The organism is Peribacillus tepidiphilus (assembly GCF_009466385.1).
GTDB classification, from domain to species: Bacteria; Bacillota; Bacilli; order Bacillales; family DSM-1321; genus Bacillus_BN; species Bacillus_BN tepidiphilus.
Window position 1 is genome coordinate 238357 of sequence record NZ_WIAQ01000002.1, and the last position, 25482, is coordinate 263838.

25 protein-coding genes and 1 other annotated feature are annotated in these 25482 nt (G+C 38.4%); of the genes, 24 read left to right on the plus strand and 1 reads right to left on the minus strand.

The features are described 5' to 3' along the window. The first annotated feature begins 19 nt into the window (after positions 1-19). The 10 genes from lepA to deoC all read left to right on the plus strand — a co-directional run bounded on the left by lepA (position 20) and on the right by deoC (position 12370). Positions 20-1855 carry a translation elongation factor 4 gene (gene lepA, locus GD441_RS02560; RefSeq protein ID WP_153123357.1) on the plus strand — a complete coding sequence of 612 codons (1836 nt, stop codon included), beginning with the start codon at positions 20-22 and terminating at the stop codon, positions 1853-1855. A gap of 92 nt (positions 1856-1947) precedes the next feature. After that, positions 1948-3087 carry a radical SAM family heme chaperone HemW gene (gene hemW / locus GD441_RS02565; RefSeq protein WP_153123359.1) on the plus strand — a complete coding sequence of 380 codons (1140 nt, stop codon included), beginning with the start codon at positions 1948-1950 and terminating at the stop codon, positions 3085-3087. 84 nt (positions 3088-3171) lie between these two features. Then, a complete protein-coding gene (gene hrcA / locus GD441_RS02570; protein ID WP_153123361.1) occupies positions 3172-4200 on the plus strand; it encodes a heat-inducible transcriptional repressor HrcA in 1029 nt (342 codons plus the stop codon). A gap of 93 nt (positions 4201-4293) precedes the next feature. Continuing rightward, positions 4294-4911, plus strand: a complete 618-nt coding sequence (gene grpE, locus GD441_RS02575) for a nucleotide exchange factor GrpE (RefSeq protein ID WP_153123363.1) — start codon at positions 4294-4296, stop codon at positions 4909-4911. A 35-nt stretch (positions 4912-4946) separates the two neighbouring features. Continuing rightward, positions 4947-6785: a molecular chaperone DnaK gene (gene dnaK, locus GD441_RS02580; protein WP_153123365.1), complete on the plus strand. Its 1839-nt coding sequence runs from the start codon at positions 4947-4949 to the stop codon at positions 6783-6785. Between the two features lie 345 nt (positions 6786-7130). Further along, positions 7131-8255 carry a molecular chaperone DnaJ gene (gene dnaJ, locus GD441_RS02585; RefSeq protein ID WP_153123367.1) on the plus strand — a complete coding sequence of 375 codons (1125 nt, stop codon included), beginning with the start codon at positions 7131-7133 and terminating at the stop codon, positions 8253-8255. A 38-nt stretch (positions 8256-8293) separates the two neighbouring features. Then, positions 8294-9229, plus strand: a complete 936-nt coding sequence (prmA, locus tag GD441_RS02590) for a 50S ribosomal protein L11 methyltransferase (protein ID WP_153123369.1) — start codon at positions 8294-8296, stop codon at positions 9227-9229. 136 nt (positions 9230-9365) lie between these two features. Then, complete coding sequence (locus tag GD441_RS02595) at positions 9366-10118, plus strand: 16S rRNA (uracil(1498)-N(3))-methyltransferase (RefSeq protein ID WP_153123371.1); 753 nt, start codon at positions 9366-9368, stop codon at positions 10116-10118. A gap of 5 nt (positions 10119-10123) precedes the next feature. Further along, positions 10124-11473: a tRNA (N(6)-L-threonylcarbamoyladenosine(37)-C(2))-methylthiotransferase MtaB gene (mtaB, locus tag GD441_RS02600; protein ID WP_153123373.1), complete on the plus strand. Its 1350-nt coding sequence runs from the start codon at positions 10124-10126 to the stop codon at positions 11471-11473. 225 nt (positions 11474-11698) lie between these two features. Then, positions 11699-12370, plus strand: coding sequence for a deoxyribose-phosphate aldolase (deoC, locus tag GD441_RS02605; protein WP_153123375.1), 672 nt, complete (start codon positions 11699-11701; stop codon positions 12368-12370). A 96-nt stretch (positions 12371-12466) separates the two neighbouring features. On the opposite strand, the gene GD441_RS02610 is transcribed toward deoC, so the two are convergent. Beyond that, positions 12467-13393 (minus strand): Na/Pi symporter, encoded by a 927-nt coding sequence (locus tag GD441_RS02610; RefSeq protein ID WP_153123377.1) that lies wholly within the window; start codon positions 13391-13393, stop codon positions 12467-12469. Between the two features lie 215 nt (positions 13394-13608). Between GD441_RS02610 and rpsU the strand changes: the two genes are divergently transcribed. From rpsU to recO, 14 genes are all read left to right on the plus strand, one after another. Then, positions 13609-13782 carry a 30S ribosomal protein S21 gene (gene rpsU / locus GD441_RS02615; protein WP_019242644.1) on the plus strand — a complete coding sequence of 58 codons (174 nt, stop codon included), beginning with the start codon at positions 13609-13611 and terminating at the stop codon, positions 13780-13782. A 14-nt stretch (positions 13783-13796) separates the two neighbouring features. After that, complete coding sequence (locus tag GD441_RS02620; RefSeq protein ID WP_153123379.1) at positions 13797-14243, plus strand: GatB/YqeY domain-containing protein; 447 nt, start codon at positions 13797-13799, stop codon at positions 14241-14243. 175 nt (positions 14244-14418) lie between these two features. Beyond that, complete coding sequence (locus GD441_RS02625) at positions 14419-15702, plus strand: NfeD family protein (RefSeq protein ID WP_225434120.1); 1284 nt, start codon at positions 14419-14421, stop codon at positions 15700-15702. Between the two features lie 21 nt (positions 15703-15723). Next, positions 15724-16716, plus strand: a complete 993-nt coding sequence (gene floA / locus GD441_RS02630; protein WP_153123381.1) for a flotillin-like protein FloA — start codon at positions 15724-15726, stop codon at positions 16714-16716. Between the two features lie 41 nt (positions 16717-16757). Next, the gene (locus tag GD441_RS02635; RefSeq protein ID WP_153123383.1) at positions 16758-17222 is read left to right on the plus strand and encodes a hypothetical protein; all 465 of its coding nucleotides are present in this window, start codon (positions 16758-16760) and stop codon (positions 17220-17222) included. Positions 17223-17290: 68 nt separating this feature from the next. Then, on the plus strand, positions 17291-17575 hold the full coding sequence (gene yqfC, locus GD441_RS02640; protein WP_153123385.1) for a sporulation protein YqfC: 285 nt from the start codon (positions 17291-17293) through the stop codon (positions 17573-17575). Positions 17576-17591: 16 nt separating this feature from the next. Next, positions 17592-18770: a sporulation protein YqfD gene (gene yqfD, locus GD441_RS02645; protein WP_153123387.1), complete on the plus strand. Its 1179-nt coding sequence runs from the start codon at positions 17592-17594 to the stop codon at positions 18768-18770. A gap of 3 nt (positions 18771-18773) precedes the next feature. Beyond that, positions 18774-19736, plus strand: a complete 963-nt coding sequence (locus GD441_RS02650; RefSeq protein WP_153123388.1) for a PhoH family protein — start codon at positions 18774-18776, stop codon at positions 19734-19736. 244 nt (positions 19737-19980) lie between these two features. Next, entirely contained in the window at positions 19981-22188 is a 2208-nt protein-coding gene (locus tag GD441_RS02655) for an HD family phosphohydrolase (protein ID WP_153123391.1), read from the plus strand. Beyond that, positions 22185-22652: an rRNA maturation RNase YbeY gene (gene ybeY, locus GD441_RS02660; RefSeq protein WP_153123393.1), complete on the plus strand. Its 468-nt coding sequence runs from the start codon at positions 22185-22187 to the stop codon at positions 22650-22652. Before GD441_RS02655 ends, ybeY begins: the two co-directional genes overlap by 4 nt. Next, positions 22630-23013 carry a diacylglycerol kinase family protein gene (locus GD441_RS02665; protein WP_153123395.1) on the plus strand — a complete coding sequence of 128 codons (384 nt, stop codon included), beginning with the start codon at positions 22630-22632 and terminating at the stop codon, positions 23011-23013. Before ybeY ends, GD441_RS02665 begins: the two co-directional genes overlap by 23 nt. Positions 23014-23241: 228 nt before the next feature. Continuing rightward, positions 23242-24162 (plus strand): GTPase Era, encoded by a 921-nt coding sequence (era, locus tag GD441_RS02670; protein ID WP_153123397.1) that lies wholly within the window; start codon positions 23242-23244, stop codon positions 24160-24162. A 122-nt stretch (positions 24163-24284) separates the two neighbouring features. Then, positions 24285-24428, plus strand: a complete 144-nt coding sequence (locus tag GD441_RS02675; RefSeq protein WP_153123399.1) for a YqzL family protein — start codon at positions 24285-24287, stop codon at positions 24426-24428. A gap of 34 nt (positions 24429-24462) precedes the next feature. Further along, positions 24463-25215: a DNA repair protein RecO gene (recO, locus tag GD441_RS02680; RefSeq protein WP_153123401.1), complete on the plus strand. Its 753-nt coding sequence runs from the start codon at positions 24463-24465 to the stop codon at positions 25213-25215. A 55-nt stretch (positions 25216-25270) separates the two neighbouring features. Continuing rightward, positions 25271-25463: a binding site (T-box leader), on the plus strand. Positions 25464-25482 lie beyond the last annotated feature (19 nt).

Here is a 25482-nt window from a genome sequence, read left to right on the forward strand (position 1 = left end):
AATTACAGGAGTGAAATAAATGAACATAGAAGAAAAATTAAAGCGTCAGGAAAAAATTCGCAACTTTTCTATTATCGCGCATATCGATCATGGGAAATCTACGTTAGCTGATAGAATTTTAGAAAAAACCAATGCCCTTTCTCAGCGTGAAATGAAAGATCAGCTGCTTGATTCCATGGACCTTGAAAGAGAACGTGGAATTACGATCAAACTAAATGCTGTTCAACTAAAATACAAAGCATCTGATGGTGAGGAATATATTTTTCATTTAATAGATACACCAGGTCACGTAGACTTCACGTATGAAGTATCCCGCAGCTTGGCTGCATGTGAAGGTGCCATCCTAGTAGTGGATGCTGCTCAAGGGATTGAAGCACAAACATTAGCAAATGTATACCTAGCTTTAGATAATGACCTGGAAATCTTGCCTGTTATCAATAAGATCGATCTTCCTAGTGCTGATCCAGAGAGAGTGCGTAATGAGATTGAGGAAGTGATTGGCTTAGATGCATCCGAAGCTGTTCTAGCATCAGCAAAAGCAGGAATCGGTATTGAGGAAATTCTTGAGCAGGTAGTAAAACAAGTACCTCCTCCACAAGGAAATCCAGATGCCCCTTTAAAAGCATTGATTTTTGACTCGCTTTACGATGCGTATCGTGGTGTAGTTGCCTACATTAGGGTAGTAGATGGATCGGTTAAAGTCGGAGATAAAATTAAAATGATGGCAACTGGTAAAGAATTCGAGGTAACAGAAGTTGGTGTATTCACCCCGAAAGCAGTGCTTGTTGATGAACTGACAGTAGGTGATGTAGGCTACTTAACCGCTTCGATTAAAAATGTCGGTGATACACGTGTTGGTGACACGATTACGAATGCGAAAAACGGAGCTACTGAACCGCTGCCTGGTTATAGAAAATTGAATCCGATGGTTTATTGTGGTTTATATCCAATTGATTCTGCACGTTTTAACGATCTTCGAGATGCGCTTGAAAAACTGCAGTTGAACGATTCTGCATTGCAGTTTGAACCAGAAACATCTCAAGCGCTTGGGTTTGGATTCCGTTGTGGTTTCTTGGGACTATTACACATGGAAATTATTCAAGAGCGTATCGAACGTGAATTCAAAATTGATCTCATTACAACTGCACCGAGTGTTATTTACCATGTGAAGTTGACAGATGGCTCGGTCGTACATGTAGATAATCCATCTAACATGCCAGACCCGCAAAAGATTGATGTAGTAGAAGAGCCATATGTAAAAGCAACAATGATGGCTCCAAATGATTATGTCGGAGCTATTATGGAGCTATGCCAAGAAAAACGTGGTATTTTCATCGATATGCAATATTTGGATGAAACACGCGTTAGCATTGTCTATGAAATTCCGCTATCCGAAATCGTATATGACTTTTTTGATCAATTGAAATCTAGTACAAAAGGCTACGCTTCTTTTGATTACGAGCTAATCGGTTATAAAGCTTCGAAGCTTGTTAAAATGGACATCCTTCTAAATGGCGAAAAGGTAGATGCCTTGAGCTTTATCGTTCACCGTGACTTTGCATATGAACGAGGAAAGGTCATTGTTGAAAAGCTGAAGGACCTTATTCCAAGACAGCAATTCGAAGTACCTGTCCAGGCTGCAATTGGACAGAAAATCATTGCCCGTTCAACCATAAAGGCAATGAGAAAGAACGTTTTGGCGAAATGTTACGGTGGTGATATCTCCCGTAAACGTAAGCTGTTAGAGAAACAAAAAGAAGGTAAAAAACGCATGAAGCAGGTTGGTTCTGTAGAAGTTCCGCAAGAGGCTTTCATGGCAGTATTGAAAATGGATGATACAACACCAAAGAAATAAAAGGATGGGGGCTAGAACGGGAAGGATTTCCTAAGCTAGCCTCTTTTATTTCATAATTGGAGCTGCACATTTAATGAAAAGGGGGGGACCTGATGATCAGAAGCGCATACATTCACATACCGTTTTGTGAGCATATCTGTCATTATTGCGATTTCAATAAAATGTTTCTAAAAGGTCAACCTGTTGATGAGTATTTGTTCGCACTGGAAAAAGAAATGCAGCTTGCATTAAAAATGAATCCTACCGATCAACTTCATACTATTTTTGTCGGAGGGGGGACACCGACTTCATTAAATGAGTCCCAATTGAAGCTGCTTTGTACAATGATTGAGAAAAACCTACCTTACCAAAACGACGTAGAGTTTACATTTGAGGCAAACCCGGGAGATTTATCTATAGAGAAACTTAAAATTCTTCATACTTATGGAGTGAACCGGATCAGCTTCGGGGTGCAAAGCTTTAATGAAGAGCTATTAAAAAAAATCGGTAGAACTCATAAGCCATCTGATGTATATGATTCCATTGAAAATGCTCAAAAAGCTGGGTTTCATAATATAAGCATTGATTTAATTTATGGACTTCCAGGTCAGACACTCGAGGACTTTCATATTACATTACAAAAGGCTTTAGAAATTGGGCTTCCTCATTATTCAGGTTATTCACTAATTGTTGAGCCGAAAACGGTATTTTATAATCTTATGCAAAAAGGAAAGCTCAACCTTCCTCCGCAAGAAATTGAAGCGCAAATGTATGAGCTATTAATGGAGAAAATGGATCAGCATGGCTTACATCAATACGAAATCAGCAACTTTGCAAAAAAAGACTTTGAAAGCAGGCATAATCTAACGTACTGGAATAATGAAGAATATTATGGATTCGGTGCTGGAGCCCACGGCTATGTTAATGGTATGAGAGTTGCCAATTACGGTCCGCTAAAAAAATATATGGAGCCCATTTCATTAGGAAATCTTCCTTATATAGAGAAACATAAAGTCAGTGACATGGAAAGAATGGAAGAAGAAATGTTTCTAGGCCTAAGAAAAACATCTGGTGTTGAATTAGCTGCTTTTGAAAAGAAATTTGGGCAAAGTTTAACTGAATTATTTAAGGAGCAAATGATAGATTTGACAAAAAGAGGGCTCATCACGATCGATAACGGAAGTTTGAAGCTTACACATAAGGGAAAATTACTCGGAAATGAGGTTTTTGGGTCATTTATCGGTGTTATATAATCGTTGACATCATTTCGCTCATCTGATAATTTATAAGTAGAATTAGCACTCGAAGTTATAGAGTGCTAACAGAGGTGATCAAGAATGTTAACTGATCGTCAATTATTAATATTGCAAGTTATCATTGATGACTTTATACAATCGGCTCAGCCTGTTGGTTCACGTACCCTTTCTAAGAAAGAAGAGATAACCTTCAGTTCAGCCACCATTAGAAATGATATGTCTGATTTGGAGGAGCTTGGATTTATTGAGAAAACCCATACTTCTTCGGGGCGGGTACCATCTGAAAAAGGCTATAGATACTATGTTGATCATTTACTTTCTCCCCAAAAGCTAAAAAATGAAGATGTGATGAAGCTGCGATCTATTTTTGCTGAGCGTATTTATGAACTTGAAAAAATTGTTCAGCGCTCTGCTCAGATTTTATCGGAACTGACAAATTACACAGCGATCGCATTAGGACCGAAAGTAAAGGAAAATCGTTTAAAGCGACTTCAAATTGTTCCAATCAGCCATGAAACGGCTGTTGCAATTATTGTTACAGATACTGGTCACGTTGAAAATAAGATGATAAGTCTTCCATCCGATTTTAATATCAATGAAATGGAAAAGATGGTTAATATTCTTAATGCGAAGCTGATTGGTGTCCCTCTCGTTGACTTGAAAGATAAAATCTATAAAGAAGTTGCTTTACTGCTAAGACAGCAAATAAGTAACTACGATTCAATGATGCATGCTGTTGCACAATCATTAGATGTCGCACCAAATGAAAAGCTGTTCTTTGGCGGGAAAACAAACATGCTAAGTCAGCCTGAATTTCATGACATTAATAAGGTTCGTTCCTTGCTTACAATGATTGAGCAAGAAAAGGATATGTACAAACTTCTTAAGAAAAACCCTGTAGGGATCCATGTAAAAATAGGGCGGGAAATAGAAGATCCTGTCATGGAAGACTGCAGCTTAATTACAGCAACCTATAGTATAGGGGATGAACGGTTGGGAACCATCGCAATACTTGGTCCAACCCGAATGGAATATTCTAGGGTTATCAGCTTATTGAAAATATTCTCCGAAGACTTTTCTGCAGTCATGAATAAGGTGTATCAAAACTAATACTCAAGGAGATATTGAGAAAGGGATGGAGGTCTACGCTTCCATCCCATCCACATGTCATTCTATATAAGTCCTTTTAGGGAGGTGAGATGGATGTCAGAACAAGAGAAAAAAAATCTAGAAGAAAATATTGAAAATCAAGGACCAGTTGAAGAGGTTTTTGCAGAGGAAGAGACTTCCAAAGATGTGAATGAATTAACCAATGAAGATGAACAGTCAATGGAAGAATTAACTCCTGAACAAGAACAGCTAAAAGAAGCAGAGGCGAAAATAGCTGAACTGGAAGCAAAAATTGAAGAATTGGAAAATCGTTATCTTCGATTACAAGCTGATTTTGAAAATTCAAGACGCCGTGCAAGATTAGATATGGAAGCGGCTCAAAAATATAGAGTGCAAAATCTTGCTACAGATCTATTGCAGTCTCTTGATAATTTCGAGCGAGCATTAAATATTAAAACCGAAAACGAAGAAACTAAATCCATACTTAAGGGTATGGAAATGGTTTATAAAGGCATAATGGATGCACTAAAACGTGAAGGTGTAGAACCAATTGAAAGTGTTGGACAACCGTTTGATCCATACAAGCATCAGGCGGTCATGCAGGTTCAAGAAGAAGGCTATGATTCAAATGTCGTTATAGAAGAACTTCAAAAAGGGTATATGCTGAAGGATCGGGTAATCCGACCTGCAATGGTAAAAGTTAACGGTTAAAAACATTTACATAATGAATAGGAGGTTTTTGGAATATGAGCAAGATTATCGGTATTGACTTAGGTACAACAAACTCTTGTGTTGCCGTTTTAGAAGGCGGAGAACCAAAAGTAATCCCTAATCCAGAAGGTAACCGTACAACACCATCCGTAGTTGCGTTCAAAAATGGTGAAAGACAAGTTGGGGAAGTGGCGAAACGTCAAGCAATCACAAACCCTAACACCATTATTTCTATTAAACGTCACATGGGAACGGATTATAAAGTAGAAGTGGAAGGAAAAGAGTACACTCCACAAGAAATTTCTGCTATTATTCTTCAACACCTAAAGTCTTACGCAGAAGACTATTTAGGGGAAAAAGTTACAAAAGCAGTTATTACTGTTCCTGCTTACTTTAACGATGCGGAACGCCAAGCGACAAAAGATGCTGGTAAAATTGCGGGTCTTGAAGTAGAGCGTATCATTAACGAGCCGACAGCAGCTGCTCTTGCTTACGGATTAGATAAAATGGAAGAAGATCAAACCATTCTAGTATATGACCTTGGTGGCGGTACATTTGACGTTTCCATCCTTGAGCTTGGTGACGGCGTATTTGAAGTCCGCGCTACTGCAGGTGATAACCGTCTTGGTGGAGATGACTTTGACCAGGTCATTATCGATTACCTAGTAGAGCAATTTAAGAAAGAAAATGGAATTGACCTTTCTAAAGATAAAATGGCTCTTCAACGCTTAAAAGATGCTGCTGAAAAAGCGAAAAAAGACCTTTCCGGCGTGACTTCAACACAAATTTCATTACCGTTCATTACTGCGGGAGAAGCTGGACCACTTCACTTAGAAGTAACACTTACTCGTGCTAAATTTGAGGAGCTTTCTGCTCATCTTGTTGAACGTACGATGGGCCCTACTCGTCAAGCGTTAAAGGATGCAGGCTTAACTCCAGCAGATATTGATAAAGTCATTCTTGTAGGTGGATCTACTCGTATTCCTGCTGTTCAAGAAGCTATTCGTAAAGAAATTGGAAAAGAACCTCATAAAGGCGTTAACCCTGATGAAGTAGTAGCTATGGGGGCGGCCATTCAAGGTGGAGTATTAACTGGAGATGTTAAAGACGTAGTATTATTAGACGTTACTCCGCTTTCTCTTGGAATTGAAACAATGGGTGGCGTGTTCACGAAATTAATTGAACGCAACACAACGATTCCAACAAGTAAGTCACAAATATTCTCTACTGCTGCAGATAATCAAACAGCGGTTGATATTCACGTTCTTCAAGGGGAGCGTCCGATGGCAGCTGACAACAAAACGCTTGGCCGTTTCCAATTAACAGACATCCCACCTGCACCTCGCGGTGTTCCTCAAATCGAGGTAACATTTGATATCGACAAAAACGGTATTGTGAACGTACGTGCTAAAGATCTTGGAACAAATAAAGAACAAGCCATCACTATTAAATCATCTTCTGGATTGTCTGAAGAAGAAATCCAACGCATGGTAAGAGAAGCAGAAGAAAACGCTGAAGCCGATAGAAAGCGTAAGGAAGAAGCAGAGCTTCGTAATGAAGCTGACCAGCTAGTATTCCAAACAGAAAAAACGTTAAAAGATCTCGAAGGCAAAGTTGACCAAGCTGAAGTAACAAAAGCTACAGAAGCAAAGGATGCTTTAAAAGCTGCAATTGAAAAGAATGATCTAAATGAAATCCGTGAGAAAAAAGATGCTCTTCAAGAGATCGTAACAAATCTAACTGTGAAGCTGTACGAAGAGGCAGCAAAAGCACAGCAAGCAGCACAACAAGGTGGAGCTGAAGGGCAAAGCTCATCAAAAGACGATAATGTTGTAGATGCAGAATTCACGGAAGTAGATGACAAAGATAAGTAAGGCAAGGCCTGAATTCAAAAAAGTCAAAGTCTATAATTTGGGCTTTGACTTTTTTTCTCTAATGAAGAGCGGATGTGAAATCTGCGCCTAGCTTAAAAGCGCAGAAGTTTTCCGCGTAACTTTATGTTTGGCTCCTATAAAGAACCGAAAGCTTTTCTTAAGTTTTGATAGCAAAGGAGCTTAGTTGTGACATACTAGTAATGGTTATATTCAATAAAATGAAATGTTGGAGGAGAATCTGTTATCTTCACTCATAAAACAGGATATGTAATTGTTTTTATTGCACGATAAGTTGACAGAGTGTTAAAATAACCTTTATGTGAATGGAATCGGAGATGGATAGATATGAGTAAAAGGGACTATTATGAAGTCCTTGGGCTCTCAAAAGGAGCCTCTAAGGAGGAAATTAAAAAAGCGTACCGTAGGCTATCGAAAAAATATCATCCTGACATTAATAAAGAACCAGACGCAGCAGATAAATTTAAAGAAATAAAAGAAGCTTACGAAGTACTAAGCGATGATCAAAAGCGAGCGCATTACGATCAATTTGGACATACGGATCCTAACCAAGGCTTTGGTGGTTTTGGTGGGGCTGATTTTGGATTTGGCGGTTTTGAAGATATTTTCAGCTCGTTTTTCGGTGGAGGGGGAAGACGTCGTGATCCTAACGCCCCTAGACAAGGAGCAGATCTTCAATACACGATGACCCTTTCCTTTGAAGAAGCAGCTTTTGGTAAAGAAGTGGACATTGAAATTCCACGAGAAGAAAATTGTGATACTTGCCATGGAACAGGTGCAAAGCCTGGTACAAAGGCTCAAAACTGTTCTCATTGTGGTGGAAGCGGTCAGATCAGTATTGAGCAAAACACACCGTTTGGTAGAATTGTAAATCGAAGAACATGCCCATCTTGTCAAGGTCGTGGAACAATCATACCTCATAAATGTTCAACATGTTCTGGTACTGGTAAAGTGAAAAAACGGAGAAAGATCCATGTGAAAGTTCCTGCAGGGATCGACGATGGCCAACAATTACGTGTTGCTGGTCAAGGTGAACCTGGAGTAAACGGAGGTCCGCCGGGAGACTTATATGTAGTGTTCCATGTTAGGTCCCATGAATTCTTTGAACGGGATGGGGACGATGTATATTGTGAAGTACCGATCACATTTGTCCAAGCAGCACTTGGTGATGAAATAGAGGTACCGACATTACATGGTAAAGTGAAGCTGAAAATTCCTGCAGGTACTCAAACTGGGACACGATTCCGTTTAAAAGGGAAAGGTATTCCGAATGTGCGCGGATACGGTCATGGTGATCAGCATATTGTTACACGCGTAGTAACCCCGACAAAGCTGACGGAAAAACAAAAACAACTTCTAAAGGAATTTGCTGAAATAGGTGGACAATTAGCACCTGATGAACAGGAAGATAGCTTTTTTGCCAAAATGAAAAGAGCTTTCAAAGGTGAATAATAGATTTAAAGGTGAAAAATAGATAGGAGCTGGAAGATATGAAATGGTCAGAAATTGCTATCCATACAACCAACGAAGCCGTTGAACCAATATCCAATATTCTTCATGAAGCAGGAGCAAGTGGGGTTGTTATTGAAGATCCTCTTGAATTGGTGAAAGAAAGAAGAGATGAATTCGGTGAGATCTATCAATTGGACCCTAATGATTATCCAGAAGAAGGGGTTATTATTAAGGCATATCTTCCAGTAACAAGCTTTCTTGGAGAAACGGTTGAAGGCATAAAAGAAGCCATCAACAATCTAATCCTTTATGATATTGATTTAGGGTTAAATTCAGTGACAATCAGTGAAGTCAATGAAGAGGAATGGGCAACAGCCTGGAAGAAATATTACCATCCGGTAAAAATTTCGGAAAAATTTACGATCGTACCTACTTGGGAAGAGTATGAACCTCATAGCGATGAAATTATTATTGAACTTGACCCAGGTATGGCATTTGGTACAGGAACACACCCGACTACGGTGATGTGCATTCAGGCATTAGAGAAAACTGTCCAACCTGGTGACACAGTGGTTGATGTTGGAACTGGTTCAGGTGTATTAAGTATCGCAGCTGCGAAACTAAATGCTAAATCTGTTCTGGCTCTAGACTTAGATGAAATCGCCGTTAAATCAGCTAAATTAAATGCTAAACTGAACAAAGTGCATGAAGTTGTAACTGTCAGACAAGGAAATCTGTTGGACGGCATTCAAGATTCTGCAGATGTCATCGTAGCGAATATCCTTGCAGAAGTAATCGTTCGTTTTACAAATGATGCAGCAAAAATCGTGAAGCCTGGTGGATATTTTATCACTTCTGGAATCATTCAACAGAAGAAACAAGAAGTCAAGGAGTCATTACTCGCTGCTGGTTTTATTATTGAAGAGACTCTATCAATGGAAGATTGGATTGCTTTTATTGCAAAAAAACAGTAAAAGATGAAGATGTTTAAAAAGCGCATGACCCATCAAAGGTCGAGGTTTGCGCTTTTTTTTCCTTATTGTATAATGGTTTGCAGGAATTACAAGATTGGGATAGTGTTTTTAATGCCCTATGAAAGCGGGTGAAGTTGTGCAGCGCTATTTTGTTAGTGATGAAAATCTAAGCGGAAATACAATAACGATAAAAGGCGATGATGTCCATCACATTTCTAAAGTAATGAGAATGACTCCTGGTGCTACGATCTTATGTGTATCGGAATCAGGAAAAACAGCTGTAACTAAGATTCAAGAAATTACCAATGAAACAGTGAGCGGAACCGTTATAGAATGGATAGATGAAAAAAAAGAGTTGCCCTTAAAGGTGGCGATAGCGAGTGGTTTACCAAAGGGAGATAAGCTAGAGTACATTGTACAGAAGGGTACGGAGTTAGGTGCACATGAGTTTATCCCTTTTATTGCAAGCCGTTCGATCGTAAAATGGGATGAAAAAAAATCTTCCAAAAAGATTGAACGACTGCAAAAAATTGCCAAGGAAGCCGCTGAGCAGTCGCATAGGGTCGTTATACCCACAGTTTGTGCCCCTTACAAAATTAGAGAGCTGATTTCTTACGCTCAGAAATTTGATCATAAAATTGTTGCATATGAAGAAGATGCTAAAGCTGGAGAGTCCTCTACTTTGGCAAAAATATTTACATTAGCTAATGCAGGTGACAGTATAGTATTTGTGTTTGGTCCTGAAGGTGGTTTTACACCGGATGAAATCGAACAGTTAAAAGATCATGGTTTTATTTCTTGTGGATTAGGACCGAGGATTTTACGAACGGAAACAGCCCCTATGTATGCACTGGCCGCTGTTTCCTATCATTTTGAATTATTGAGGTGAAAAAAATGGCAACTGTTGCTTTTCATACTTTAGGCTGCAAAGTCAATCATTATGAAACAGAAGCAATTTGGCAGCTTTTTAAAGCTGAAGGCTATGAACGTGTAGATTTTGAGGCAACATCAGATGTATATGTAATCAATACATGTACTGTAACGAATACAGGTGACAAAAAAAGCCGTCAGGTCATTCGCCGAGCTATTCGAAAAAATCCGGATGCTGTTATTTGTGTTACAGGATGTTATGCACAAACTTCTCCTGCAGAAATTTTGGCTATTCCAGGTGTTGATATCGTAGTCGGAACACAAGATCGAAATAAGTTGTTAGACTACATTAAACAATATCAAAATGAGAGAAAGCCAATTAATGGTGTCGGGAACATCATGAAAACGAGAGTGTATGAAGAGCTTGATGTACCTGCATTTACGGACCGTACAAGAGCGTCCTTGAAAATTCAGGAAGGATGTAATAACTTCTGTACCTTCTGTATTATTCCTTGGGCTCGCGGCTTGATGCGATCACGAGATCCGAAAGAAGTTATTCGTCAGGCACAGCAGCTAGTTGATGCGGGTTATAAAGAGATCGTACTGACTGGAATCCATACTGGCGGATATGGGGAAGACATGAAGGATTATAACCTTGCCATGCTGCTCCGCGATTTGGACGAACAGGTAAAAGGTCTAAAGAGAATTCGTATTTCATCGATTGAAGCAAGCCAAATAACTGACGAGGTTATAGATGTGCTGCGCAGCTCTGATAAAGTTGTAAGACATCTTCACATTCCTTTGCAATCAGGATCTAATTCTGTGTTAAAGAGAATGAGAAGAAAATATACAATGGAGTTTTTTGGCGAAAGATTAAATAAATTGAAAGAAGCACTTCCAGGTCTTGCTGTAACTTCTGATGTGATTGTTGGTTTTCCTGGTGAAACAGAAGAAGAATTTATGGAAACGTATGATTTCATCCGAGAACATAAATTCTCTGAGCTTCATGTATTCCCGTATTCAAAACGTACAGGAACACCAGCTGCAAGAATGGAAAATCAAGTGGACGAAGAGATCAAAAATGAACGTGTACATCGTCTAATTGCTCTCTCTGACCAGCTTGCAAAGGAATACGCTTCTCAGTTTGAAGGGGAAGTCTTAGAAGTTATACCGGAAGAACGTTTTAATCCGGAAGAAAATAATGACCTCTATGTTGGGTATACAGATAACTATTTGAAGGTCGTATTCCCTGCTTCTGAGGAATTGGTTGGTGAAATAGTTAAGGTTAAAATTACGAAAGCCGGCTATCCTTACAATGAAGGACAGTTCGTCCGAGTTGTAAATGAAGAAGATGAAAAGCAATTAATAGGATAAACAAAAAAACTGCTGAGGAAACTCAGCTTTTTTTTTTTGGGCTGTTTTTGTAAAGTTTCCTGTTTTTATTGTGTTATTTCTATTAGAAAATATAAAAAATACTTTAATAATTTTAAAATAGGGAATGACTAATATTGTACTATAAAAAAGCTTTTTGAAATGGTAAAATAAAGAGGTACGTACAACTAGACGATACAAGTTTTTATGGTGTGAAAGGAGATTATTATGAATAAAGAAGTTGCAAAAATGATTGACCATACATTGTTAAAAGCGGAAACTACAAAGGAACAAATTAAAGTCTTATGTGAAGAAGCAAAAGAATATGGTTTCGCATCCGTTTGTGTAAATCCTACTTGGGTAAAATATGCAGCCGAGCTACTCCAAGGAAGCGATGTTAAAGTGTGTACAGTCATTGGTTTTCCTCTAGGGGCAAACACACCTGAAACGAAAGCTTTTGAAACAAAGAATGCAATTGAAAACGGTGCAACTGAGGTTGACATGGTAATTAATATCGGAGCATTAAAAGATGGAGACGACGAATTAGTTGAACGCGATATCAAAGCAGTCGTCGAAGCGGCAAAAGGTAAAGCTCTTACGAAAGTAATCATTGAGACTTGCTTATTAACTGAAGAAGAAAAAGTACGTGCGTGTGAACTTTCTGTTAAAGCAGGTGCTGATTACGTTAAAACTTCAACTGGTTTCTCTACAGGAGGAGCGACAGTAGAAGACGTCGCTCTTATGCGAAAAACAGTTGGACCAAACATCGGAGTAAAAGCTTCAGGTGGAGTTCGTAATACAGAAGATGCCCAAAAAATGATTGAAGCGGGTGCAACTAGAATCGGTGCAAGTGCTGGCGTTTCAATTGTAAAAGGATTAACGGCAGATACAGATTATTAATACTTTAAAAGGATGACTCGAAAGGTCGCTTGATCGATCTTTTGAGTCATTTTTTTTTTGTTCTCCAGTTCTAAGCCCAGGTCTTCGGGTGCTCATTTATTTTTTTCTTCCGTGAACTTTGATGATAAGTGTTGCAAATAATGTAGAAAACGGAAGGACAATAATAGAACAGATGACATTAAATATGACGCTGGCATGGGCAAGCTGTACGTTTTTTTCAGAGGTAAAAAAAGCCGCAGCAGTGCCAAGCTCATCTATGAATGGGAAGAATAAAATGCTTCCTAACAGATTGAGCCAAATGTGGGCGTAAGCAGTAAAAGCTGCTTCTTTTCCTGCACCAATACTAGCCATATAAGCCGTAATACACGTCCCTATATTGGACCCAAGCATGATCGCAATGGCAGCGGAAACCGTTAAATCTCCTGTTGACAAAAAACTCATGCAGATTCCAATCATCGCAGAGCTTGAATGAATCATCGCTGTCATAATCATTCCGATTAAAAGAGCCATTAGCAAATGATTTTCTATCATTAGCAGCACATTTGAAAAAAAATCGTATCGGGACAAGGGGATTGCGAGAGATTTAAACCCTTCCATTGCGGCGAAGATGGAACTCATTCCAAAAATGACAAAACCTAAGCTTCTTAAAAAAAAAGAAGAAAATAATATAAATAATGCCCCGATCACCGCGCCAGGAACGATCCATTTTGAAAGGGAAAATGTCATAAATTCCGCCGTTACTGTTGTACCGATATTTGAACCTAAAATGATGCCAATCGTTTGTGAAAATGACAAGCTTCCAGCTGATACAAGACCGACCGTCATGACTGTAACGGCAGAGCTACTTTGGAGAACCGCTGTTACAATTGTGCCTGCAATAAACCCTTTCCAAGGTTTGTCCGTAACTCTTTGAAGTGTATTTTTTAAACGTTCACCTGATAGATTAAACAAACCGGCACGCAGAAAATTCATGCCAAGTAAAAAAACTAGGAGGAACACAATAAATAAAAAAAGTTCCCTCATATTATCACCTCTACAGGAATCATATGGACGAGCTTGGCTGGAAATGATAAAAATGTTAAAGTATCAAAATAATATGGAGTTGTAATACAACCAGTTTCATTAATTGAGAATATTAGTTGACCTTAAATTAGCGTTATATTATAATCGATAAGTACATGATGAAAATCATGTTTCAACTATGAGTTAGTGTGTTGTGTTCGGAGGGAGGGAAAGAGATGTCTAAAACCGTCGTTCGTAAAAACGAATCGCTTGAAGATGCTCTAAGACGCTTCAAACGTTCTGTATCTAAAACTGGTACATTACAAGAAGCAAGAAAGCGCGAATTTTATGAAAAGCCAAGCGTTAGACGTAAGAAAAAGTCTGAAGCTGCTAGAAAACGTAAATGGTAAGAGAGGGTGGAAATATGAGTCTTCTCGAGCGTTTAAATAATGATATGAAGCAAGCGATGAAGAACAAGGAAAAAGACAAATTATCTGTTATTCGAATGCTTAAAGCTGCCCTTCAAAATGAAGGAATTAAGCTTGGGAAGCCAGAATTGACAGAGAATGAAGAGCTAACCGTCCTTTCTCGCGAATTAAAACAACGCAAAGACTCCCTCCAAGAGTTTCAAAATGCAGGTCGTGAAGACCTCGTTGAAAAAATCCGTACCGAAATCAAATACGTTGAGGTATATATGCCTGAGCAGCTTTCAGAAGAAGAGGTTTCCAAGATTGTAAAAGAAACTATTCAACAAGTTGGGGCAACCTCAAAAGCTGATATGGGTAAAGTAATGGGAGCACTGATGCCTAAAGTAAAAGGCAAAGCAGACGGCTCGCTTGTAAACAAACTAGTACAACAACATCTATCTTAATCAACTAATAAAACCGCAGGTATTTTCCTGCGGTTTTTGATTTTAGTCATGTTTTAAGCACATTCAGGCTGATTTATAAAATTTTGAAACCTTTTTCTGCATAAAGCGTACATATACTATACTTGCCATTACTTTGAAAGGGGGGACAATTTTGAAAAGAAGGATAACTTCGTTTATACTCCTCGTTTTCGCTCTATGTTTAAGTTTCTTTCCTTCTGATACGAACGGAGAAAACGATCTCGTATACATTGTGCCTGTCGAAGACACAGTTGAAAAAGGGCTGTCAGCCTTTTTGAAAAGATCGATCAAAACAGCTGAAGAAAACGGAGCAAAAGCAGTTATTTTAGAAGTAAACACACCTGGTGGAGCTGTAGATGCAGCGGGAGAAATCGGAAAGCTCTTTTCTGAAACTCCGGTAAAAACTATAGCTTGGGTTAACAATCAGGCACTTTCTGCGGGTGCTTACATTTCCTTAAATGCTGATGAGATATATATGGTTCCTGGAGCGACGATGGGGTCTGCAGCCATTATAGACTCTGCTGGTAATGCAGCTGATAAAAAGGCGCAATCCTATTGGTTAGCCGCAATGAAAACTGCAGCGGAACAGAATGGCCGTAATCCTAAATATGCTATGGCGATGGCAGATGATCGCATTGATTTACCAGAGCTAGGCGCAGAAAAAGGAAAGCTTTTAACACTGACTGCAGAGCAAGCTAAAGCAATAGGTTATAGTGAGGGAACCGTAAAAACGTTAGATGAACTGCTTCAAACATTAGGACTAGAAAATGCTGAAGTAAGAAGCATAGAAGAAAGCTTTGCCGAGAAGTTAGCCAGATTCATTACACATCCTGTTGTTGTGCCGATTCTTTTGTCGATCGGAAGTCTTGGGTTGGTGGTTGAGCTATATTCGCCAGGCTTTGGAATTCCAGGTTTTATGGGGCTTACATCGTTATTATTATTCTTTTATGGTCATACCGTTGCAGGATTGGCAGGGTACGAAACCTTTTTATTGTTTGTTATGGGTGTCATCTTACTGATTTTAGAGCTGTTTCTCCCTGGTGGGATTGCAGGTGCCTTTGGTATAGCAGCCATCATAGGAAGTCTATTTCTTGCCGGGGAAAACGTTGTGCACATGGCTATTTCAATCCTTATAGCCATTGTCGTATCATTAATAGTATCAATTTTAATGGCAAAGGTGTTTGGAAAGAAGATGAAATTTTTCAAAAAAATTATTCTTACAGATTCTACTAATACAGAAAATGGATATGTGTCTAACGTTAACAGGTTGGACTTAATCGGGAAGGAAGGTATTGCTCTGACTCCCTTAAGGCCTTCAGGAACGGCGCTTGTTGAGGATGAAAGAATTGACGTGGTAACGGAAGGCACCTTCATCGCAAAAGATAGTAAGATTAAGGTAGTAAAAACGGAAGGATCTAGAATAGTTGTAAGACAAATTTAAAAGTGAGAGGATGAATAAGAGATGGTATTAGCACCAGGAACAATTTTTATATTGGGAGCAGTTATTTTAGGGATTATATTTTTAGCAGTACTGTTTACTTTTGTACCTGTCATGCTCTGGATTTCTGCCCTAGCGGCCGGAGTAAGAGTCAGTATTTTTACATTAATTGGGATGAGGCTTCGTCGAGTGATCCCAAGTCGAGTTATTAACCCTTTAATCAAGGCACATAAAGCTGGATTATCTGTGACGACGAATCAGCTTGAGAGCCATTACTTAGCAGGCGGTAACGTTGACCGTGTTGTGAACGCATTAATTGCGGCCCAACGTGCGAATATTGAATTAAGCTTTGAAAGAACAGCAGCGATCGACTTGGCAGGGCGTGACGTGCTTGAGGCCGTTCAAATGAGCGTAAATCCAAAGGTCATTGAAACTCCTTTCATTGCTGGTGTTGCAATGGATGGAATTGAAGTGAAAGCAAAGGCAAGAATCACTGTACGTGCTAATATCGAACGCCTCGTTGGTGGTGCGGGAGAAGAAACGGTAATAGCACGTGTTGGTGAAGGGATCGTTTCAACCATCGGTTCTTCCGAAAACCATAAGAAAGTTTTAGAGAATCCGGATTTAATTTCACAAACGGTTCTTTCCAAAGGATTAGACTCCGGTACAGCTTTTGAAATTTTGTCTATAGATATTGCAGATGTTGATATCGGTAAGAACATTGGTGCCATGCTTCAGACCGATCAAGCTGAAGCTGATAAGAAAATTGCACAAGCGAAAGCGGAAGAGCGCCGTGCAATGGCGGTGGCTAATGAGCAGGAGATGAGAGCGCGTGTTGAAGAGATGAGAGCGAAGGTTGTGGAAGCGGAAGCAGAGGTACCACTTGCAATGGCACAAGCGCTAAAATCCGGAAACATTGGTGTGATGGACTATATGAATATCAAGAATATTTCGGCCGATACGGATATGAGAGATAGTATCAGCAATATGTCAAAAGACCAAAAGGATAAGGAATAAGAAGCTATGCCCCATACAAAATGGAAGGAGGGCTTCTGTTCATGAATGCTTTATTTGAGTTATTATTTGAAAATCCTTTTTTTATTATTATTGTCATTGGTCTAATCAGCAGCATATTCAAGCGAATAAAGGGTTCTATTGAAACACCTCCTGATCAGAGGGAAACAAAACAAAAAAGGCCTGAAATATCATTAGAGGATTATTTCCCTGTTAAGCCTGAACGAAGACCTGATATAGAAAAGGAAACAAAAAAGATTGTAACGTCGGTTAAAGAAAATGTTAGCAATCTACAGGAATCCTACTCTGAATTGAAAAAGCAGCAGGATGTTTGGAATGAAAAATTAGTGGAAATAAGGGATAAGGCTAATCAGATCCAAGCTTTAAAAAGTCCTTCAAAGCAGTCTGCTTCTGTAGTTTTCAAGTTAGACCCAAATAAAGTGGTGGAAGGAGTTATTCTTTCCGAAATTCTAGGTCCACCAAGGGCAAAGCGTGGATTCCGTAAATAAAAAATGTAAAATAAGTGCTAGAACCCCCTTTCATCTCATACATTTGAGATGAAAGGGGGTTCTTTTTTATGGCACTAAAATGGGGTCAAACCTTGAGAAAGTTACTTACAAAATCCATGGACCTACCTAATGATGTCATGATGGACCTGCCTCGAATTACGATGATCGGGCAATTACATATTTATATAGAAAACCACAGAGGGTTACTGACCTTTTCGGATCAAGAAATCCGCTTGTTATTAAAGCAAGGACAACTGCTAGTAAGAGGACAATCCTTCATTATTAAAACCATCCTTCCTGAAGAAATTTTACTCGAAGGAAAAATTGATTCAGTTCGGTTCATTAACGAATAAGTACAGGAGGAAATCCATGAAGAATCAATGGACAAACTTTTTTACTGGTTATGTGAAAGTAAAGGCATATGGAATCGGTATAGAGCGATTATTAAATGCAATGGTACGTAATGGAATCCTGGTTTGGCATATTAAGAGGGTAGGAAAGGAAGCCTTGCTTTTTCATATGCGTATTCAGGATGTTCGTAAACTACGAGTCATTATGAGAAAAAGCGATTGTAAAATTACGTTCCTCGAGAGAAAAGGAGCTCCTTTTCTTTTGAAAAGATTGTTAAAAAACAGCGGATTTTTGGCAGGTATGTTCGCATTTTTAGCCTGCCTTTTTGTGTTATCTAACATGGTATGGGGAATAGAAATAAAAGGTGCGAAGCCAGAGACAGAATATCGAATAAAAAAAGAATTAGATCATATGGGTGTCAAAATTGGCAAAATCCAGTTTTTCTTAGATGGTGTGGAAACCATTCAGCGAAAACTCTCAGAGAGAATTGATGAGATCACTTGGGTTGGTGTGGAATTAAAAGGGACAACCTACCATTTCGAGGTGGTTGAAAAAAAGGAACCAAAACAGGAAGCGGCAGTAGGTAAACAGCATTTAGTAGCCAATAAAAAAGCTGTTATCAGGAAAATTTTTGTCGAAAAAGGACAGGCAGTTGTCGGTGTGAATGATTATGTTCAAAAAGGTCAGCTACTTGTATCAGGTATTTACGGAAAAGGAGAAAAAGTGAGTGCTAAAGGAGAGGTGTTAGGGGAAACGTGGTATAAAACCTCAATCGAAGTTCCCCTTAAAACAACATTTTCTGTGTTTACTGGTGAAGAGATGTCTAAATATTATGTGAGAATTGGAAAGGTATCTTTGCCAATTTGGGGGTTTAAGAAAGTGGCTTTTTCCAAATATGAAACGGATGTAACAGTAAAGACTTTTCACTTTTTGAAATGGAAGCTGCCGATCACGTACGAAAACAGAGTATTCAGGGACAAGGAAGAAATAATAAGGGAATATACAAAAAATGAAGCGGTTATTCAAGCAAAAAGAATGGCCAGAAAGGATTTAGAGAAAATACTAGAAATGGACGCGAAGATCATAGGAGAAAAAGTTTTGCACGAAAGCATTAGGAATGGTAAAGTAAAATTGATAATTCATTACCAAGTATTAGAGAATATTGCGATCGGGCGACCAATCATCCAAGGAGACTAAGGAATGACAGAAGAACAGAAAATGTTAAATTTACAGCTTGAATCACCAAATGAAGCTCTTGCTTTATTTGGTATTTCAGACTCAAATTTAAAGGTTCTTGAAGACGAATTAAACATTTCAATTGTCACACGTGGCGGAACCATCTCTGTTGGAGGAGAAAGTACAGCCGCTGAAGCTGCTTATGAAATTATTTCTACCCTTTTAAAGGTAATTCGTAAAGGAATCCAAATTAGTGGCAGAGATGTCTTGTATGCCATCGAATTATCCAAAAAAGGGACATTGGAATATTTCCATGAAATATATGAAGAAGAAATAATGAAAAACGCAAAAGGTAAATCGATTAGAATAAAGACACTTGGTCAGAAGCAATACGTTCAAGCTATTAAGAAGAAAGACCTTGTTTTTGGGATCGGTCCTGCCGGTACAGGGAAAACATATTTAGCCGTGGTCATGGCTGTACACGCATTGAAGAACGGCTATGTAAAGAAAATTATATTAACCCGTCCTGCTGTTGAGGCAGGAGAAAGTCTTGGATTCCTGCCCGGTGATTTAAAGGAAAAAGTCGATCCTTACCTGCGGCCTTTATATGATGCTCTTCATGACATTTTAGGAATGGATCATACAGGAAGACTTTTGGAGAGAGGAATCATTGAAATTGCTCCGCTTGCCTATATGCGCGGTAGAACGTTAGACGATGCTTTTGTCATTTTAGATGAAGCACAAAACACAACTCAAGCTCAAATGAAAATGTTTTTAACCCGCTTAGGCTTCGGCTCCAAGATGGTAATTACTGGAGATCGTTCACAAATTGACCTGCCAAGGGGAGTAAAGTCAGGCTTAGTTGCTGCTGAAGAAATTTTAAAGAATGTAAAAGAAATTGGCTTTATTTATTTAGAACAAACAGATGTGGTGAGACATCCATTAGTTGGAAAAATCATTCAGGCATATGAACAAAATAAACAATAAATAAAGGCTATATCCTTTAAAGGGTATAGCTTTTATTTTCTTCATACAACAAAGAAATCCAGCAGCCCTCAAAAAATTTTTTGCTTATTGTCTCTTTACTCATGCCAATAGAAGGGTGAAACTTGTACGAAAAACTGTTATCATTTTACATAATACATACCGATTTACTCATGACTTTCGTTGAAGGTTTTTTGGAAACTGAATAATTGTCCTGAAAATAGTTTTTAACAAGTTGGAGGGAAAAATGGACATAAACCTATATATCAGTAAATTGAAGCGTTTATTAGAAAATAAGATATTTCAGGGGCTGCTCTTTATTTTTCTTGCTATTTCTTCTTATGCTTTATTATATTCGAACGTAAAACCAGAAAAGATAAACGTAAAACTGTTAGAAGTCTCTGACCAAACAATTCGATCTCCAAAAACGATAGAAGATACTGAAAAAACGGAGCAGGAAAAACAAAATGTCCTAAAGGAGGTTCAAGATGAATACACGTTAAAAAAAGAATATGCCCAAAACAGGGTTGATTTACTTTCTTCGATCTTCGATTCTGCCAAAGAAGTAAAAAGTGAGGTGGATGCATTAATAAGTACATCCACAAAAGAGAAGGAAGCGAAAGTAGCAGAAGGAAAAGTAAAAGATCCCATAACAGATGTGAAAATTCCTTCCATAGATGAGCAGATTGATTCGTTAAAAAGTAAGCTAACGGATGATGTCAATAAAGAACTTTCGTCTTTCGCTTACCGTGCTTTATTGACGGCAAGAGAAGATGAACTTCAAACGGCAAAAGATGTAACGTTGACGACTGTAAACCATGTGATGAGCTCTAAAATATCAGCAAATGAAGTAGAAAATGCAAAAAAAAGAGCAGAGGAAGAACTGAAAATTACCAGTCTTAATTCTGATTTAAAAAGGGCAGCCATCGAGCTAGCACGTTTTGCGATTATGCAGAACTATTTCTTCGATCCTGAAAAAACAGAAGAGCAAAGACAAAAGGCAGCTGAAAGTGTTGAGCCTGTAAAGATCCTGCAGGGACAAATCATTGTTGAGCAGGGTCAGCTTGTAGATCGTGAGATATATAGGCAATTAAAACTTACTGGATTGCTCGATACAGAAAACTCTGTTCAACCATTTGTTGGACTTGCCCTTTTTATCGCATTAACAATGGGGGCTATGTATTATTATTTTCGTGCATTGGATGAAGGGAAAGAAAAATACCAAAGCCAATTGCTGATTTTCAGTATAATATTTCTTCTTTCGATGATTATTATGAAAACGTTAAGTTTGTTTAATAATAATGATTTTATTGAAATAGGCTATTTCTTTCCTGCAGCGATGGCAGCTTTTTTAATAAAAAATCTTTTAAATGAGAGATTTGCTGTTGCCACCACCATTATGATTAGTGTTTACGGCTCTATTATTTTTAACAGTGGGATGCCGAATCATTTTAATGTAAGTATTGGAATGTATATGCTATTAAGTGGACTTGCTGGAGTGCTGTTATTATCATCTAAGAACTTTCGTTCAAAAATTTTGCAGGCAGGTTTATTCCTTTCTATTATTAATTTAGGGGTTATATTTTCCATCCTGTTTATTATGGATGCCCATTTCACCAATGTGGAGTATGCATTGTACGGATTAGCTGCATTTGTATCTGGTATTGCTTCTGCTGTTTTAACTATTGGGATGCTACCTTTTTTTGAAGCGGGATTTGGAATTCTTTCCACTATGAAACTAATTGAGCTTGCAAATCCAAATCATCCTCTTTTAAGGAAAATTTTGACGGAAGCCCCCGGTACTTATCATCATAGTGTCATGGTTGCAAACTTAGCGGAGGCTGCTTGTGAAGCGATCGGGGCAAATGGTTTGCTTGCAAGAGTTGGTTGCTATTATCATGATATCGGTAAAACGAAACGACCTCAGTTTTTTATTGAAAATCAGATGAATATAGAAAATCCGCATGATCGTCTTCCGCCTGCAACAAGCAGAGACATTATTATTGCCCATGCGGTAGATGGTGGTAAACTGCTTAGGAAATATAAATTGCCGAAAGAAATTGTTGATATTGCTGAACAGCACCACGGTACAACCCTGCTTAAGTATTTCTATCATAAAGCTGTAGAAGAAGGAGAAGATGTGAAGGAAGAGGATTTTCGTTATCCTGGACCTAAGGCACAAACAAAGGAAACGGCCATTATCGGGATTGCAGACAGTGTCGAAGCAGCCGTCCGTTCTATGAAACAGCCTACTCCGGAAAAAATCAAAGGATTGGTAAAAAACATTATTAAGGACCGATTGAATGATAATCAATTTGTCGAATGTGATGTAACGATGAAAGAGCTTGATTTAATAGAAAAATCTCTTTGTGAAACATTGAATGGCATTTTCCATTCACGTATTGAATACCCAGAATTATCCAAATTGGATGTAAAGAAGGTGAATAGTTCATGAGTTTAAGTATTGATTTTTTGGATGAAACAGAAAAAGTAACAGAAGAAAATATCATGCTCGTTGAAAGTTTGCTTCAATTTGCTGCAAAAAAAGAAGGCATAGAAGAAGCTGAGCTATCGGTAACGTTTGTTGACAACAATCGGATCCGTGAAATCAATAAAGAATATCGTAAAAAAGATGCACCTACGGATGTTATATCGTTTGCACTTGAGGAAATGGGTGAGGAAGAAGTAGGTATTGTCGGCGCAGATATGCCGAGAGTATTGGGAGATATTATAATCTCCATTGAACGTGCTCGGGAGCAAGCTGAGGAATACGGGCATTCCTTTGATCGTGAGCTCGGATTTTTAGCGTTACATGGTTTGTTGCATCTTTTGGGTTATGACCATATGACAGAAGAAGAAGAGAAAATCATGTTTAGCAAACAGAAGGACATATTAAATGAGTATGGACTTCAAAGATAATCAAGGGAAAAAGCCTCCATTTCAAGATAGTGTGCGTTTTGCTTTGGAAGGGATTCGCCATGCTTTTAAGGTTGAGCGGAATCTACGCATCCACCTGATCATTAGTATTATTGTCATTATGGCTGGATTCCTGCTGTCCCTTTCGCCTTTTGAATGGCTCTTTATCTTTTCAGCCATTTCTGGAACGATCGTTACTGAAATGATCAATTCAGCTATTGAAAGAACAGTTGATCTAGTAACGAAAGAGTGCCATCCACTAGCAAAACAAGCAAAAGACATAGCTGCAGGAGCTGTGTTGATTTTTGCTTTTTATTCTGTAATAGTTGGATTTATCATCTTTATACCTAAGCTAGTTAAGTAATGGATAAGGAATTAATACTATACAAAAATAAGAATAAAAATGCTTTTTAATTTTCTGACAAATTCATTACACTTTGAATACAATTCCCAATAGACAAACTGCCATGATATAAAATAGAGTTACATCCCTTTTTGAAAGGTAACGTGAATATGGATCAAAAAACTTTAGTTGAACAAAAAGAAGCAAGAGAAGAATTACTACCAGAAGCATTTTCACCGGAGGAAATATATGAATATAGAGAATCATACACACACTTATAAATCAGGTTTTATTTCGATCATTGGACGACCAAACGTTGGTAAATCTACTTTTTTGAATAGAGTTATTGGTCAAAAAATCGCAATTATGAGCGATAAGCCGCAAACGACACGCAATAAAGTGCAGGGTGTTCTTACTCAGAATGACGCTCAGATGATTTTCATCGATACACCTGGAATTCACAAGCCAAAGCATAAGCTTGGTGACTTTATGATGAAGGTTGCCATCAATACTTTAAAGGAAGTAGATCTTATTTTGTTCATGGTTAACGTAGAAGAAGGCATTGGTAGAGGCGATGAATTCATCATTGAAAAACTGAAAACTGTGAAGACGCCCGTTTTCCTTGTTTTGAATAAAATCGATCAAGTTCACCCTGACGAATTGCTCCCTTTAATTGAAAAATATAAGGAGCGTTTTGACTTCCAAGAAATTGTTCCAATTTCTGCACTTCAAGGAAATAATGTAGAAACGTTACTGACACAAATAAAGGAAATATTGCCAGAGGGCCCTCAATACTATCCTGCCGATCAAGTAACTGATCATCCTGAAAGATTTATCATTTCTGAATTGATTCGAGAAAAAGCCCTTCATTTAACAAGGGAAGAGGTGCCTCATTCCATTGCAGTGGTGATTGATTCAATCAAGAAAATGGAAGAAAGTGAAACCATTCATGTTATGGCTACAATCGTTGTGGAAAGAGATTCACAAAAAGGGATTGTTATTGGTAAGCAAGGAAAAATGCTTAAGGAAATTGGTCAACGTGCACGACAGGATATTGAACATCTACTTGGTTCAAAAGTTTTTTTAGAGCTTTGGGTAAAAGTTCAAAAGGATTGGCGCAATAAGCTTTCCCAGTTACGGGATTATGGCTTTAGAGAAGATGAGTATTAAGAGAATGATTTTTTAAAAATTATTCTTAGTAATAAATGTTGCTTATGAAAACTTTACGAACGGTCAAGCTAATCTTAAAGGTTTGGGATTTACATGCTAGTTTAACGAAAGGTGGGCTTTACATGTTAGATTTTACTTGGAAAGTTTTTTCAGAGACAGGCAATATTGATACGTATCTCCTGTTTAAAGAGCTTCAAGTGGAGAAACAAGAAGTAACCGAATTAGTTGAAGAAGAGCTAGCAAAAGTCGATTTCCCCATCTTGTAGACTTGGCCGTCGTAAAAATGGAAGGTGGCTTGTCTTGCTGCAAAAATGTGAAGGCATTGTCATTCGTAGGACAGATTACGGAGAAAATAATAAAATAGTCACGTTATATACCCGGGAATGGGGGAAGGTTGGGGTGATGGCGAGAGGAGCCAATAAGCCGAATAGCCGGCTCTCTGCTGTCACTCAGCTTTTTTATTACGGATATTATTTAGTGCAGCCTTCCGCAGGGCTTGGAGGTTTACAACAAGGCGAAACAATATCTTCTTTTCGCCATATACGTGAGGACCTGATCGCAACTGCTTATGCTTCATATATTGTTGAACTATTAGATAAAGCGACGGATGATAAAAAGCCAAACCCTTTCCTATTTGAATTGCTTTTTCAAACATTGAACTATATAAATGAAGGCTATGATACGGAAATATTAACGATGATTTTTGAAATGAAGCTGCTACCCGTGTTTGGTATTCATCCAGTATTGGACAGATGTGCACATTGTGGAGCAAATGAAGGGGAGTTTGCTTTTTCAGTAAAAGAAGGCGGTTTTTTATGTCATCGTTGCTTTCATCAGGACCGGTATCATATAAAAATTCATTCTACAATCATGAAACTTTTGCGTTTGTTTTATTATTTTGATTTAAATAGATTAGGGAACATTTCTATAAAAGATGAAACCAAAAAAATCCTTAGACAGCTCGTTGATTCGTATTACGAAGAATACTCAGGGGTCCAACTAAAGTCCAAAAGGTTTTTAAAACAGCTGGATACTTTTAAAGGGATGTTTTAATTCATTAAAGGATGTTGACAATAAAAAAACTGTTGGATAAAATGCAATTAACTAAATAGATGCGTTGAAGGAAAGGAGTACCTAAAAATACTCATGGAAGCGAGCCTGGGATGGTGTGAGCCGGGTGATGAGCTTTTAGGGAAGGGCAGTCCTGAGCATGCTTATGCCACATTGGCATTGAAAAGAGGTCGTATATAAAACATATACGGCAAATAGGGTGGAACCGCGGGTTAACTCTCGTCCCTATGCTTCAAGCATAGGGATGGG

What these genes read in the sequence shown, in the direction of transcription:
- lepA (WP_153123357.1), top strand. Translation starts at nt 20, where the DNA reads ATGAACATAGAAGAAAAATTAAAGCGTCAGGAAAAAATTCGCAACTTT.
- hemW (WP_153123359.1), top strand. Translation starts at nt 1,948, where the DNA reads ATGATCAGAAGCGCATACATTCACATACCGTTTTGTGAGCATATCTGT.
- hrcA (WP_153123361.1), top strand. Translation starts at nt 3,172, where the DNA reads ATGTTAACTGATCGTCAATTATTAATATTGCAAGTTATCATTGATGAC.
- grpE (WP_153123363.1), top strand. Translation starts at nt 4,294, where the DNA reads ATGTCAGAACAAGAGAAAAAAAATCTAGAAGAAAATATTGAAAATCAA.
- dnaK (WP_153123365.1), top strand. Translation starts at nt 4,947, where the DNA reads ATGAGCAAGATTATCGGTATTGACTTAGGTACAACAAACTCTTGTGTT.
- dnaJ (WP_153123367.1), top strand. Translation starts at nt 7,131, where the DNA reads ATGAGTAAAAGGGACTATTATGAAGTCCTTGGGCTCTCAAAAGGAGCC.
- prmA (WP_153123369.1), top strand. Translation starts at nt 8,294, where the DNA reads ATGAAATGGTCAGAAATTGCTATCCATACAACCAACGAAGCCGTTGAA.
- mtaB (WP_153123373.1), top strand. Translation starts at nt 10,124, where the DNA reads ATGGCAACTGTTGCTTTTCATACTTTAGGCTGCAAAGTCAATCATTAT.
- deoC (WP_153123375.1), top strand. Translation starts at nt 11,699, where the DNA reads ATGAATAAAGAAGTTGCAAAAATGATTGACCATACATTGTTAAAAGCG.
- GD441_RS02610 (WP_153123377.1), bottom strand. Translation starts at nt 13,393, where the DNA reads ATGAGGGAACTTTTTTTATTTATTGTGTTCCTCCTAGTTTTTTTACTT.
- rpsU (WP_019242644.1), top strand. Translation starts at nt 13,609, where the DNA reads ATGTCTAAAACCGTCGTTCGTAAAAACGAATCGCTTGAAGATGCTCTA.
- GD441_RS02620 (WP_153123379.1), top strand. Translation starts at nt 13,797, where the DNA reads ATGAGTCTTCTCGAGCGTTTAAATAATGATATGAAGCAAGCGATGAAG.
- floA (WP_153123381.1), top strand. Translation starts at nt 15,724, where the DNA reads ATGGTATTAGCACCAGGAACAATTTTTATATTGGGAGCAGTTATTTTA.
- GD441_RS02635 (WP_153123383.1), top strand. Translation starts at nt 16,758, where the DNA reads ATGAATGCTTTATTTGAGTTATTATTTGAAAATCCTTTTTTTATTATT.
- yqfC (WP_153123385.1), top strand. Translation starts at nt 17,291, where the DNA reads ATGGCACTAAAATGGGGTCAAACCTTGAGAAAGTTACTTACAAAATCC.
- yqfD (WP_153123387.1), top strand. Translation starts at nt 17,592, where the DNA reads ATGAAGAATCAATGGACAAACTTTTTTACTGGTTATGTGAAAGTAAAG.
- GD441_RS02650 (WP_153123388.1), top strand. Translation starts at nt 18,774, where the DNA reads ATGACAGAAGAACAGAAAATGTTAAATTTACAGCTTGAATCACCAAAT.
- GD441_RS02655 (WP_153123391.1), top strand. Translation starts at nt 19,981, where the DNA reads ATGGACATAAACCTATATATCAGTAAATTGAAGCGTTTATTAGAAAAT.
- ybeY (WP_153123393.1), top strand. Translation starts at nt 22,185, where the DNA reads ATGAGTTTAAGTATTGATTTTTTGGATGAAACAGAAAAAGTAACAGAA.
- GD441_RS02665 (WP_153123395.1), top strand. Translation starts at nt 22,630, where the DNA reads ATGAGTATGGACTTCAAAGATAATCAAGGGAAAAAGCCTCCATTTCAA.
- era (WP_153123397.1), top strand. Translation starts at nt 23,242, where the DNA reads ATGAATATAGAGAATCATACACACACTTATAAATCAGGTTTTATTTCG.
- GD441_RS02675 (WP_153123399.1), top strand. Translation starts at nt 24,285, where the DNA reads ATGTTAGATTTTACTTGGAAAGTTTTTTCAGAGACAGGCAATATTGAT.